Origin of the sequence: Klebsiella sp. CN_Kp066 (genome assembly GCF_040065135.1) — a bacterium.
GTDB lineage: Bacteria > Pseudomonadota > Gammaproteobacteria > Enterobacterales > Enterobacteriaceae > Klebsiella > Klebsiella oxytoca.
Genome location: NZ_JBEAIU010000058.1, coordinates 1 through 12,960, shown reverse-complemented (window position 1 = coordinate 12,960; position 12,960 = coordinate 1). Strand labels below are relative to the sequence as shown.

The 12,960-nt window shown below is 56.1% G+C and carries 13 protein-coding genes; 10 read left to right on the top strand and 3 right to left on the bottom strand.

The annotated features are described in order from the left end of the window. The first annotated feature begins 51 nt into the window (after nucleotides 1-51). The 7 genes from modE to gpmA all read left to right on the top strand — a co-directional run bounded on the left by modE (nucleotide 52) and on the right by gpmA (nucleotide 7,929). On the top strand, nucleotides 52-840 hold the full coding sequence (modE, locus tag ABLV75_RS25520; protein WP_004100364.1) for a molybdenum-dependent transcriptional regulator: 789 nt from the start codon (nucleotides 52-54) through the stop codon (nucleotides 838-840). 67 nt (nucleotides 841-907) lie between these two features. After that, the gene (modF, locus tag ABLV75_RS25515; RefSeq protein ID WP_004100362.1) at nucleotides 908-2,383 is read left to right on the top strand and encodes a molybdate ABC transporter ATP-binding protein ModF; all 1,476 of its coding nucleotides are present in this window, start codon (nucleotides 908-910) and stop codon (nucleotides 2,381-2,383) included. A 205-nt stretch (nucleotides 2,384-2,588) separates the two neighbouring features. Beyond that, complete coding sequence (gene galE, locus ABLV75_RS25510; RefSeq protein ID WP_004100360.1) at nucleotides 2,589-3,605, top strand: UDP-glucose 4-epimerase GalE; 1,017 nt, start codon at nucleotides 2,589-2,591, stop codon at nucleotides 3,603-3,605. A gap of 9 nt (nucleotides 3,606-3,614) precedes the next feature. Continuing rightward, the gene (galT, locus tag ABLV75_RS25505) at nucleotides 3,615-4,661 is read left to right on the top strand and encodes a galactose-1-phosphate uridylyltransferase (RefSeq protein WP_004100358.1); all 1,047 of its coding nucleotides are present in this window, start codon (nucleotides 3,615-3,617) and stop codon (nucleotides 4,659-4,661) included. Between the two features lie 2 nt (nucleotides 4,662-4,663). Continuing rightward, complete coding sequence (galK, locus tag ABLV75_RS25500) at nucleotides 4,664-5,812, top strand: galactokinase (RefSeq protein ID WP_004100356.1); 1,149 nt, start codon at nucleotides 4,664-4,666, stop codon at nucleotides 5,810-5,812. Further along, nucleotides 5,806-6,849: a galactose-1-epimerase gene (gene galM / locus ABLV75_RS25495; protein ID WP_004100353.1), complete on the top strand. Its 1,044-nt coding sequence runs from the start codon at nucleotides 5,806-5,808 to the stop codon at nucleotides 6,847-6,849. The genes galK and galM overlap by 7 nt, the downstream gene beginning before the upstream one ends. Before the next feature lie 327 nt (nucleotides 6,850-7,176). Continuing rightward, on the top strand, nucleotides 7,177-7,929 hold the full coding sequence (gpmA, locus tag ABLV75_RS25490) for a 2,3-diphosphoglycerate-dependent phosphoglycerate mutase (protein ID WP_004100351.1): 753 nt from the start codon (nucleotides 7,177-7,179) through the stop codon (nucleotides 7,927-7,929). A 65-nt stretch (nucleotides 7,930-7,994) separates the two neighbouring features. On the opposite strand, the gene aroG is transcribed toward gpmA, so the two are convergent. Then, entirely contained in the window at nucleotides 7,995-9,047 is a 1,053-nt protein-coding gene (gene aroG / locus ABLV75_RS25485) for a 3-deoxy-7-phosphoheptulonate synthase AroG (RefSeq protein WP_004100348.1), read from the bottom strand. Between the two features lie 315 nt (nucleotides 9,048-9,362). Between aroG and ABLV75_RS25480 the strand changes: the two genes are divergently transcribed. Together ABLV75_RS25480 and zitB are read left to right on the top strand one after the other, a co-directional pair. Continuing rightward, a complete protein-coding gene (locus tag ABLV75_RS25480; RefSeq protein ID WP_004100346.1) occupies nucleotides 9,363-9,734 on the top strand; it encodes a YbgS-like family protein in 372 nt (123 codons plus the stop codon). A gap of 118 nt (nucleotides 9,735-9,852) precedes the next feature. Beyond that, complete coding sequence (zitB, locus tag ABLV75_RS25475) at nucleotides 9,853-10,797, top strand: CDF family zinc transporter ZitB (protein ID WP_004100345.1); 945 nt, start codon at nucleotides 9,853-9,855, stop codon at nucleotides 10,795-10,797. Here zitB and pnuC read toward each other — a convergent pair. Both pnuC and nadA read right to left on the bottom strand, forming a co-directional pair. Further along, complete coding sequence (gene pnuC / locus ABLV75_RS25470) at nucleotides 10,794-11,513, bottom strand: nicotinamide riboside transporter PnuC (protein WP_004100343.1); 720 nt, start codon at nucleotides 11,511-11,513, stop codon at nucleotides 10,794-10,796. The two genes, zitB and pnuC, sit on opposite strands and share 4 nt — an antisense overlap. Before the next feature lie 35 nt (nucleotides 11,514-11,548). After that, a complete protein-coding gene (nadA, locus tag ABLV75_RS25465; RefSeq protein WP_004100341.1) occupies nucleotides 11,549-12,592 on the bottom strand; it encodes a quinolinate synthase NadA in 1,044 nt (347 codons plus the stop codon). 69 nt (nucleotides 12,593-12,661) lie between these two features. Here nadA and ABLV75_RS25460 point away from each other — a divergent pair, with 69 nt between their 5' ends. Next, on the top strand, nucleotides 12,662-12,817 hold the full coding sequence (locus ABLV75_RS25460) for a hypothetical protein (protein WP_313769907.1): 156 nt from the start codon (nucleotides 12,662-12,664) through the stop codon (nucleotides 12,815-12,817). Nucleotides 12,818-12,960: the final 143 nt, after the last annotated feature.

Below are 12,960 nucleotides of genomic sequence, written 5' to 3'. Positions count from 1 at the left end.
GCAAGATGACCGCTATCGGTCACAATACCTTTTTTTCATCAGGACATGATTATGCAGGCCGAAATTCTCCTTACCCTTAAATTACAGCAGCGCCTGTTCGCCGATCCCCGTCGTATCGCCCTGCTGAAGCAAATTGACCTGACAGGCTCCATTAGCCAGGGGGCCAAAAATGCCGGCATCAGCTATAAAAGCGCATGGGATGCCATTAATGAAATGAATCAGCTCAGCGAGCAGACCCTGGTTGACCGGGCGACCGGCGGCAAAGGCGGCGGCGGCGCGGTCCTCACCCGTTACGGGCAGCGGCTGATTCAGCTCTACGACCTGCTGGCGCAGATTCAGCAGAAAGCGTTCGATGTCCTGAGCGATGATGACGCCCTTCCCCTCGACAGCCTGCTGGCCGCCATTTCGCGATTCTCTCTGCAGACCAGCGCGCGCAACCAGTGGTTCGGCACGATTACCGGCCGCGACCATCAGCAGGTTCAGCAGCACGTAGAGGTCCTGCTGGCCGACGGGCAAACCCGTCTCAAAGTCGCGATTACTGCCCAGAGCGCCGATCGTCTTGGTCTGGATGAAGGCCAGGAAGTATTAGTGCTGCTGAAGGCGCCGTGGGTTGGCATCACCCTGGATGCCGCGCAGGCGGTACAGGCTGATAATCAGCTGTCCGGCCGAATCAGCCGCATCGAACGCGGGCCGGAGCAGTGCGAAGTACTGATGGCGCTCCCGGATGGTCAAAGCCTTTGCGCCACCCTGCCGGTGGAACAGACGCGCGATCTGGCCGAAGGCGCGGAAGCGATAGCATATTTCAATGCCGATCGCATCATTCTCGCCACGTTATGCTAACGCCATTGACATTGTGGGCGTGAAGACGTATCCCTGAAATAAATCGCTGCAAAAAGTGGGATACACAATGTCATCATTGCAAATTTCGCAAGGTACGTTTCGCCTGAGCGACACCAAAACGTTAAATATTGAACAACTCTGCGTGCAGGCTGGCGAGAGCTGGGCTTTCGTCGGCAGCAACGGCAGCGGGAAGTCGGCCCTTGCGCGGGCGCTATCCGGAGAGCTGACACTGCTCAGCGGACAGCGCGAGAATACGTTCGCACGCGTTACCCGCCTCTCTTTTGAACAGCTGCAGAAGCTGGTCAGCGATGAGTGGCAGCGCAACAACACGGACTTGCTCAGCCCCGGAGAAGAAGATACCGGACGCACGACAGCGGAAATTATCCAGGATGAGATTAAAGACCCCTCCCGCTGCGCCCGCCTTGCAGAACAGTTCGCTATCAGCCACCTGCTTGAGCGCCGCTTTAAATATCTCTCTACCGGAGAAACGCGTAAGACTCTGCTGTGCCAGGCGCTGATGGGCGACCCCGACCTGCTTATCCTTGATGAGCCGTTCGACGGTCTTGATGTCGCCTCACGCCAGCAGCTTGCGGCGCTGCTGGCCACGCTCAACGGCGAAGGGATCGCCCTGGTGCTGGTTCTTAATCGTTTCGATGAAATCCCGGAGTTCGTTCAGTTTGCCGGCGTGCTGGCGGAGTGTGTTCTGAGCGAAACCGGCGAAAAGCAGGCCCTGCTGCAGCAGGCGCTCATTGCCCAGCTGGCCCACAGCGAAAGGCTTGATGGCATGACGCTGCCGGAGCCCGACGCCCCGGCCGCGCGTCTTGGGCTGGACGACGATGCGCCGCTCATCGTGCTCAACGACGGCAGGGTTTCCTACAATGACCGCCCCATCATTAATCATCTGAACTGGACGGTAAATCCCGGCGAACACTGGCAGATAGTCGGCCCCAACGGCGCCGGTAAATCGACGCTACTCAGCCTGGTCACCGGCGACCATCCCCAGGGCTATAGTAACGACCTGACCCTGTTTGGCCGCCGCCGCGGCAGCGGGGAAACGATCTGGGATATTAAGAAGCATATCGGTTACGTCAGCAGCAGCCTGCACCTTGAATACCGCGTCAGCACCAACGTACGTAACGTGATTCTCTCGGGCTATTTCGATTCGATTGGCATCTATCAGGCCGTTTCCGACAAACAGCATAAGCTGGTGCAGAACTGGCTGGATATTCTGGGGATTGATAAACGCACCGCCGATGCGCCGTTCCATAGCCTCTCCTGGGGGCAGCAGCGGCTGGCGCTGATCGTCCGCGCGCTGGTCAAGCACCCTACCCTGCTGATCCTCGATGAACCGCTGCAGGGGCTGGATCCGCTCAACCGCCAGCTGGTGCGCCGCTTTGTTGATGTGCTCATTAGCGAAGGGGCGACGCAGCTGCTGTTTGTCTCCCACCATGCAGAAGACGCTCCCGACTGCATCACCCATCGCCTGGCATTTGTGAGCAGTGGAGACGGTTACACCTACCGGGTCGGCCCGCTGGAAAAATAAGCCTGTAAAGGGGTCTGCGGATCCCTTATTTTTTCAGAATAATAGCCTGACCATAAATTAACCCCCTGTTCTATAATCAAAAAATCTTAAAAGCTACGGCTGGAAATTTTAGTGTAAACGATTCCACCAATTTGCCCTGTGTCACACTTTTACCTTCTTTGGTATGCTATCTTCTTCTCACACGATAAGCCTATTGGAGCGAATCATGAAAGTACTGGTTACAGGTGGTAGCGGTTACATTGGAAGTCACACCTGCGTTCAACTGCTACTGCAGGGACACGACGTGATTATTCTCGACAATCTCTGCAACAGTAAGCGCAGCGTATTGCCAATCATTGAACGTCTCGGCGGCAAAAGCGCCACCTTTGTTGAAGGCGATATTCGTAATGAAGCGCTGATGACGGAAATTCTTCACGATCACGCCATTGAAGCGGTGATCCATTTTGCCGGCCTGAAAGCCGTCGGGGAATCCGTCGCCAAACCGCTTGAATATTACGACAACAACGTAACCGGAACGCTAAAACTCGTTTCCGCTATGCGCGCTGCGGGCGTGAAAAACTTTATTTTCAGCTCCTCCGCCACCGTCTACGGCGACCAGCCCAAAATTCCTTATGTCGAGAGCTTCCCGACCGGTACTCCGCAGAGCCCGTACGGCAAAAGCAAGCTGATGGTTGAGCAGATCCTGACTGACCTGCAAAAAGCGCAGCCGGACTGGAGCATCGCACTGCTGCGCTACTTCAATCCGGTTGGCGCCCATCCATCGGGCGATATGGGCGAAGACCCGCAGGGCATTCCGAACAACCTGATGCCGTATATCGCGCAGGTCGCGGTCGGGCGCCGTGAATCGCTGGCGGTATTTGGCAACGACTACCCAACCGAAGACGGCACCGGCGTACGTGACTACATTCACGTCATGGACCTTGCCGACGGCCACGTCGCGGCGATGGAAAAACTGGCCGACAAAGCCGGCGTGCATATCTATAACCTTGGCGCAGGCGTCGGCAGTAGCGTACTCGACGTGGTCAATGCCTTTAGCAAAGCCTGCGGCAAACCGATTAACTACCACTTCGCGCCGCGCCGCGAAGGCGACCTCCCGGCCTACTGGGCGGACGCTGAAAAGGCCGACCGCGAGCTGAACTGGCGCGTGACGCGCAACCTTGACGAAATGGCGCAGGACACCTGGCACTGGCAGTCCCGTCATCCGCAGGGTTATCCAGACTAAGGAACCTTCATGAGCGTATTTAACCCCGTCGACCATCCACATCGTCGTTATAACCCGTTAACCGGGCAGTGGATTCTGGTTTCTCCGCATCGCGCCAAGCGCCCCTGGCAGGGGGCGCAGGAAACGCCGGCAAAGCAGACCTTGCCCGCGCACGATCCGGACTGTTTCCTGTGCCCGGGCAATACCCGCGTCACCGGCGACAAAAACCCGAACTACACCGGCACGTTTGTTTTTACCAATGACTTTGCGGCTTTGATGACCGATACCCCTGATGCCCCGGAAAGCGACGATCCGCTGATGCGCTGTCAGAGCGCCCGCGGCACCAGCCGGGTCATCTGCTTCTCGCCAGATCACAGCAAAACGCTGCCGGAACTGAGCGTTGAGGCGCTGGAAGGCGTGGTTAAAACGTGGCAGGAGCAGACCGCCGACCTTGGAAAGAGCTACCCCTGGGTGCAGGTCTTTGAAAATAAAGGGGCGGCGATGGGCTGCTCCAACCCGCACCCCCATGGGCAGGTGTGGGCCAACAGCTTTCTGCCTAATGAGGCGGAACGCGAAGATCGTCTGCAAAAAGCGTACTTCACCGAGCACGGCGCGCCGATGCTGGTGGATTACGTGCAGCGCGAATTAGCCGACGGTAGTCGTACTATCGTTGACACTGACCACTGGCTCGCCGTGGTTCCTTATTGGGCCGCGTGGCCTTTTGAAACGCTGCTGCTGCCAAAAGCGCACGTCCAGCGCCTGACTGATTTGACCGACGACCAGCGCAGCGATCTCGCGCTGGCGCTGAAAAAGCTGACCAGTCGTTACGACAACCTGTTCCAGTGCTCATTCCCCTACTCCATGGGCTGGCACGGCGCGCCGTTTAACGATGAAGAGAATAATCACTGGCAGCTGCACGCCCATTTTTACCCGCCGCTGCTGCGTTCCGCCACGGTGCGTAAATTTATGGTCGGCTATGAAATGCTGGCTGAAACCCAGCGTGACCTGACGGCCGAGCAGGCCGCCGAGCGTCTGCGCTCTGTGAGCGACGTCCATTTTCGCGAATCCGGAGTATAACCATGAGTCTGAAAGAGAAAACCCAAGCCCTGTTTGCTGAGAAATTTGGCTACCCGGCCAGCCATGTTATCCAGGCCCCAGGCCGCGTTAACCTGATCGGCGAACATACCGACTATAACGATGGGTTCGTGCTGCCCTGCGCCATTGATTACCAGACGGTTATCGCCTGTGCGCCGCGCGACGATCGTACCGTGCGGGTGATTGCCGCCGATTACGACAATCAGACCGATGAATTCTCTCTCGACTCGCCGATTACCAGCCACGATACCCAGCAGTGGTCAAACTATGTCCGCGGCGTGGTGAAGCATCTCCAGCAGCGGAATAATGCCTTCGGCGGCGCGGATCTGACGATCAGCGGTAACGTGCCGCAAGGCGCCGGGTTAAGCTCCTCGGCTTCGCTGGAGGTCGCCGTCGGCACGGTGTTCCAGCAGCTGTACCACCTGCCGCTCGATGGCGCGCAAATTGCCCTGAACGGCCAGGAAGCGGAAAATCAGTTCGTCGGCTGCAACTGCGGCATTATGGACCAGCTGATCTCCGCGCTTGGTAAAAAAGATCACGCTCTGCTGATCGACTGCCGCTCCTTAGGGACGAAAGCGGTGTCGATGCCGAAAGGCGCCGCGGTAGTGATTATCAACAGTAACTTTAAGCGCACCCTGGTAGGCAGCGAATACAACACCCGTCGCGAGCAGTGCGAAACCGGCGCGCGCTTCTTCCAGCGTCCGGCTCTGCGCGACGTCACGCTGCAAGAGTTCAACGCCGTGGCTCACGAGCTTGATCCGGTGGTCGCCAAACGCGTTCGCCACGTGCTGACTGAAAACGCCCGCACCGTAGAAGCCGCATCGGCGCTGGAAAAAGGCGACCTGCAGCGGATGGGCGAACTGATGGCGGAATCTCACGCCTCCATGCGCGATGATTTTGAAATCACCGTACCGCAGATTGATACCCTGGTAGAGATCGTCAAAGCGACCATCGGCAACAAAGGCGGCGTTCGCATGACCGGCGGCGGCTTCGGCGGCTGTATCGTCGCGCTGGTGCCGGAGGAGCTGGTTGATACCGTGCAGCAGGCCGTTGCCAGAGAGTATGAAGCGAAAACGGGCATTAAAGAGACCTTCTACGTCTGCAAACCGTCGCAGGGAGCCGGGCAATGCTAAAGCAAACAACGGAGCTGGCGCCGGACGGCCAGCCATGGAATCTTCTTACCCTGCGTAACGACGCAGGCATGACGGTCACCGTGATGGACTGGGGCGCGACGCTGCTCTCCGCGCGCGTGCCCCTGGCGGACGGTAGCGAACGAGAAGCGCTGCTCGGCTGCGCAACCCCCGGCGACTATACGCGCCAGGCCGCTTACCTTGGCGCTTCCGTAGGCCGTTACGCTAACCGTATTGCCAACAGCCGCTTTACCCTGGATGGCCAGCTCATCAATCTGACGCCCTCCAACGAGGCTGGCCATCAGCTCCACGGCGGACCGGAAGGTTTTGATAAGCGCCGCTGGCAAATTGTTAGCGCTGACGCTCGCCACGCGCTGTTTTCTCTCTCCTCCCGCGATGGCGATCAGGGCTATCCTGGTAATCTGACGGCAACCGCGCACTACCGCCTGACCGACGATAACCGGATCGCTATTGAGTATCGCGCCACCGTGGACCAGCCGTGCCCGGTGAATCTGACAAACCACGTCTATTTCAACCTCGATGGCGTGCAGAGCGACGTGCGCAACCATAAGCTGCAAATTTTTGCCGATGTTTATCTGCCCGTCGAAAGCGACGGTATTCCGGGGGGAGATCTGCAAAACGTCACCCTGACCAGCTTCGATTTCCGCACGCCGAAAACCCTGGCGGACGACTTCCTGCGCGACGAAGATCAGCAAAAAGTAAAAGGTTATGACCATGCCTTCCTGCTACAGGCGCTGGGGAATGCCGATACTCCGGCCGCTCACGTCTGGTCGCAGGACGAAAAGCTACAGATGACGGTTTATACATCCGCCCCCGCGTTGCAGTTTTACTCCGGCAACTATCTTGGCGGCACGCCGTCGCGCACAGCGCAGGCGTACGATGACTGGCAGGGCCTGGCTCTGGAGAGCGAGTTCCTTCCAGATTCTCCGAATCATCCGGAATGGCCGCAGCCGGATTGTGTACTGCGCCCCGGCGAAGAGTACGTCAGCCTGACGGAATATCAGTTTATCGCTCGATAGCCTCTGGCCCTCCCGATGGAGGGCTTTATATCATTTTGCTGAAAATTACGTCACTTACAGACAAAAACATAACCTCTGTTTTACAAGCACCTTACACTGAGCCACTATTTTCGCTATGGTTAGGGATAAGCATTGCCGTGAGGTAAATCGCGGCAATATAATGAGAATAGTTATCAATCAATAAATATACACACTACAGATTTCGGGTCGCATCAAGGCGGCAAATGAGCAAATCCCCGGGAACATAGTGAACTATGTGACCAGGGTGAGTGAAAGTAGCCAACGACGAGGCGGCGCGAAAGATGACGTGTATTGAGGAGTAAGTGTATGGCTGTAACTAAGCTGGTACTCGTTCGTCACGGCGAAAGCCAATGGAATAACGAAAACCGTTTCACCGGTTGGTATGACGTTGACCTGTCTGAAAAAGGCGTTGGTGAAGCAAAAGCGGCCGGTAAGCTGCTGAAAGAAGAAGGCTTCAGCTTCGACTTTGCTTATACCTCTGTGCTGAAACGTGCCATCCACACCCTGTGGAACGTGCTGGACGAACTGGATCAGGCCTGGCTGCCGGTTGAGAAATCCTGGAAACTGAACGAACGCCACTACGGTGCGCTGCAGGGCCTGAACAAAGCGGAAACCGCTGAAAAATACGGTGACGAACAGGTTAAACAGTGGCGTCGCGGCTTTGCGGTAACGCCGCCGGAGCTGACCAAAGACGATGAGCGCTATCCGGGCCACGATCCGCGCTACGCCAAACTGACCGATGCAGAACTGCCGACGACCGAGAGTCTGGCGCTGACCATCGACCGCGTTGTGCCATACTGGAACGAAACGATTCTGCCGCGTCTGAAAAGCGGTGAGCGCGTGATTATCGCCGCTCACGGCAACTCCCTGCGTGCGCTGGTGAAATACCTCGACAATATGGGCGAAGCAGAGATCCTTGAACTGAACATCCCGACTGGCGTACCGCTGGTGTATGAGTTTGACGAAAACTTCAAGCCGATCAAACACTACTATCTGGGTAACGCCGACGAGATCGCCGCGAAAGCGGCTGCCGTTGCCAACCAGGGCAAAGCGAAGTAATCCTCGCAGGATGTAAAAAAAGCGTGGAGCAATCCACGCTTTTTTTTGCGCCGTTCGCTGCAGACTTAACCGCGACGCGCTTTTACCGCCTCGGCCAGCTGGCGAAGAAGTGTATCGGTATCTTCCCAGCCGATGCAGGCATCGGTAATACTTTTACCGTAGGTCAGCGGCTCGCCGCTTTCAAGACTCTGATTGCCTTCCACCAGGTGGCTTTCAATCATCACGCCCATAATCGACCGCTCGCCGCCGGCAACCTGCTGACATACGTCAGCGCCGACATCCATCTGCTTTTTAAACTGTTTGCTGGAGTTGGCGTGGCTGAAATCAATCATAATTTGAGCGGGCAGACCTGCTTTCGCCAGACCGACCTTCACTTCGGCAACGTGCTGCGCGCTGTAGTTCGGCTCTTTTCCGCCGCGCAGGATAATATGGCAATCGCTATTACCGCTGGTGTTCACAATTGCCGAATGCCCCCATTTGGTCACCGACAGGAAACAGTGCGGCGCGCCGGCGGCGTTAATGGCGTCGATAGCCACTTTGATGGTTCCGTCGGTGCCGTTTTTAAATCCAACCGGGCAGGACAAGCCGGAAGAGAGCTCACGATGCACCTGCGACTCCGTGGTCCGCGCGCCAATCGCGCCCCAGCTCATCAGATCGGCAAGATACTGCGGCGTGATCATATCGAGGAATTCCCCCGCCGCGGGCAGCCCGCTGTCGTTAATATCAAGCAGCAGCTTGCGCGCGATACGCAGGCCATCGTTGATGCGGAAGCTGTTATCCATATGCGGATCGTTGATCAGCCCTTTCCAGCCGACGGTGGTACGCGGTTTCTCAAAATAAACGCGCATCACGATTTCCAGCTCGCCTTTTAGCTCTTCACGAAGCTTAAGCAGACGTTCAGCATACTCTTTTGCCGCCGCCGGATCGTGAATGGAGCAGGGCCCAATGACCACCAGCAGGCGATCGTCATTCCCTTTCAGGATCTGATGGATCGCTTTACGAGCATGCGCAACGGTATTGGCAGCATTTTCGGTAGCGGGGAATTTTTCCAGGAGCGCAACGGGAGGTAATAATTCGTTGATCTCTTTAATACGTAAATCGTCGTTCTGATAATTCATCTTATTTCCAGCGTTGCCATACTTATCCAGTGAAATGCAATCCCTCCAATCTATCTCTTCATGCAAAAAGTGTAAACGTGATTTTACAGTAGCGGCAGAATATTCCTGGAAATAGGCTAAAAAACGCCATAAAGTCGCGGAATAGTGGCCACAAGCTATAATTTTTAACTGTTAGAACTTAATTTTCTTTAGCATTCAGCATTATATATTAATGCCGCTTGCTATCACCGAAGCTTTAACCACAACGAGTCAAACCTCCGGCAAATGCACTGTTGGAAGAGGTAATTCGACAAATCGACATAACAGGAGCATCCAATGAAAATGAATAAGCTAACCAGTCTTCTCCTCGCAGCAACCCTTGGTCTGGCCAGCGGCGCGGCACTGGCCGCCGATACCGGGGCGCAGTCGAATAATGGGCAAGCGAACGCAGCGGCCGACGCGGGCCAGGTCGCCCCCGATGCGCGTGAAAACGTGGCGCCAAACAACGTCGACAACGGTAAAATCAACTCCGGTTCCACCGATACCAACGGCACCATGCTCCACCCTGACGGCTCGACCATGAACCATGACGGCATGTCGAGCGACGAAGTGCACAAAAACTCAATGTGCAAAGATGGCCGCTGTCCGGATACTGATAAAAAAGTCGGTCAGGACGAAGCGACGAAAACCGACGGTACCACCCAGTAAGCTGAGTGCCGGACCCCAGGGAGGAGAGCTAAGGCTCTCCTTTTTTTCATTTTATTCACCCCAGAAAGGGAATCATGTCATAAAGTAATCATCAAAATAATAATGTACGGAAGGCACCATGGGGCAATCACACTCGCATAATTCTGCGCAACCCACCGAAGATAAAAATGCCCGTCGGCTACTGCTGGCGTTCTGCGTTACTGCCGGGTTCATGGTGGTTGAGGTCGCAGGCGGACTCATTTCAGGTTCACTGGCGCTGCTGGCCGATGCCGGGCATATGTTGACGGACGCGGCAGCGCTGCTGTTCGCCTTTCTGGCAGTGCGTTTCGCCAGTCGACCGCCGAATGCGCAACATACCTTTGGCTGGCTGCGGCTGACCACGCTGGCGGCTTTTCTCAATGCCATTGCTTTAGTGGTCATTACGATCCTCATCGTCTGGGAGGCCATTCAGCGCTTTCATCATCCGCAGCCGGTGGCCGGTAAAACGATGATGGTTATTGCGGTTGCCGGCCTGCTGGCTAATATTCTGGCCTTTTGGATCCTGCATCGCGGCAGTGAAGAACGTAATCTCAATGTGCGGGCCGCCGCTCTGCATGTGCTGGGGGATTTACTCGGCTCGGTCGGGGCGATTATTGCCGCTGTCGTGATCCTTACGACCGGCTGGACGCCTATCGACCCCATCCTGTCCGTGCTGGTATCGTGCCTGGTTTTGCGCAGCGCCTGGCGTTTGCTGCAGGAGAGCGTCAACGAACTGCTGGAGGGGGCGCCGCGCTCGCTTGATGTTGAGGCACTAAAGCGCGATCTGCGTCGCTCAATACCGGAGGTGCGCGATGTACATCACGTCCACGCCTGGCTGGTCGGCGAAAAAACGGTGATGACGCTGCACGTGCAGGTGGTACCGCCGCACGATCACGATGGCCTGCTGGAACGGATCCAACATTTCTTACAGCATAAGTACGAAATTGGACACGTAACGGTGCAGATGGAGTATCAGCCCTGCAGCGGCCCGGAGTGCCGTCTCAACATGACGCACGCCGGGCATGGCCATCACCATCACCACTAGCGGGAAAACGCGCGAGAGCCTCGCTCACGCGCGCTATTAATCCACATCCGGCTGCCGTTGAGGGCGATGAATGTCAGAATCAAATATTCGAGCGACATCGCATAAACCCCCTGGAGGGCAAAAATAACGACGCTAATAACGTTGATGATCACCCACAGCAGCCAGTTTTCAACGTATTTTCGGGTCATCAGAATCATCGCCGCAATCGAGAGTACCATCATGCAGGAGTCCCAGAACGGGAATGCGTCTGGCTGCAGCGCCGGCATAACGACCTGCAGGCCCAGGGCGTGCATCAGCGCAACGGCAATCCTGGTCAGATACGCAAAAACCGGATCGATAAATAGCGTCATCAGGCCAATCGCCACCACGCAGGCCGCCAGCCAGCCTAACGCTTTCGGCAGCGGTAGCCAGCGGATTTGCAGCTCAGCCTGGTTATCGCTGGTCTGTCGTGACCAGGCATACCAGCCGTAGACGTTGGCAACAAAGAAGAAGACCTGGAGCAGAAGGCTGGCGTACAGCTGGATCTGAAAAAAGATAATGGCAAACAGCGTGACGTTGATTAACCCAAAGGCATAGTTGACGATCTTCTCCAGGCTCGCCAGCCAGATGCACAGCAGGCCTGCGATAGTACCGACGGCTTCAATCCACGACAGATCATATCCCCCGGCGCCAATGGGTATGTGAACTAAGATATTCTGCGTACTAAAAAAATCCATCTTATCCCCAGAGCGTACTGTGACGCAGTAATGAACTATCCCCGAAGTGTAGCCGCAAAATCGAGCATTCTGTTTAGCGGAACCAGCGCCCCGGTACGCAGCTGTTCATCAACATGAATTTCATGTTCAGCGCCCCCGTTCTCCAGCGCTTCAGCAATAGCCTGCAGGCCATTCATCGCCATCCACGGACAGTGCGCGCAGCTGCGGCAGGTCGCTCCTTCGCCTGCCGTAGGGGCTTCCAGCAGCTCTTTTTCCGGCACCGCCTGCTGCATTTTGTAAAAAATCCCCCGGTCGGTGGCGACAATCAGCTGCTGGTGCGGGAGCGTTTTTGCCGCACTGATTAACTGGCTGGTTGAACCTACCGCATCGGCCATATCGACGATCGCCTGCGGTGATTCCGGGTGAACCAGAACCGCAGCCTGCGGATATAGCGCTTTCATTCTTGCCAGCGCTTGAGTTTTGAATTCATCATGAACAATACAGGCCCCATGCCAGCACAGCACGTCGGCGCCGGTCTGTTTTTGCACGTAGCTGCCCAGATGGCGGTCCGGCGCCCAGAGGATTTTTTCCCCCATGCTATCCAGATGCTCAATGAGTTCCACTGCTATACTGGAGGTCACAACCCAGTCGGCGCGAGCCTTAACCGCCGCAGAGGTATTGGCATAGACCACAACGGTACGGTCCGGGTGAGCGTCACAAAAAGCGCTGAACGCCTCGATCGGGCAGCCAAGATCCAATGAACACTCCGCCTGCAGCGTGGGCATCAGGATGGTTTTTTCCGGGCTGAGGATTTTTGCCGTTTCTCCCATAAACCGTACGCCGGCGACCAGCAGCGTAGAGGCGGAATGTCGGGCGCCGAAGCGCGCCATTTCCAGAGAGTCGGAGATGCAGCCACCGGTCTCTTCAGCCAGTTGTTGAATTTCGGGGTCGGTGTAGTAATGGGCCACCATTGCCGCATCGCGTTCACGCAGCAGGCGTTTAATTTTTTCACGATAGAAGTGCTTCTCATCGCGGTTTAACGGCATGGGCTTGGGGGGAAAGGGATAAATTGCCGCTTCCGGATCAAACATTACGCTCATCTTGCAGTCTCGTTTCACTGGCTTAACTTTAAAACCGCAATAACGCCCGCAAAACGGCATTATTCGGTAATGGTGTTTTATATGCTAAACAAGATAGCCGATTGTGCAGAAAATGTCGTGAGGAATTTTGCCCTCAGGGACCATTTCCCGGAGGCGATGCTGCGCATCTGTCCGGGCTACTGGCCTGTGCCAATTGTAGCCACGGTAAACACACCGCGACGGTAGAATAACGCAGCATTAAAGTATTGCGGATTGTTGTGATTTTCGAGGAAATGGCAGATAGCAAAAAAGCGCCTTTAGGGCGCTTTTTTACATTGGTGGGTCGTGCAGGATTCGAACCTGCGACCAATTGATTAAAAGTCAACTGC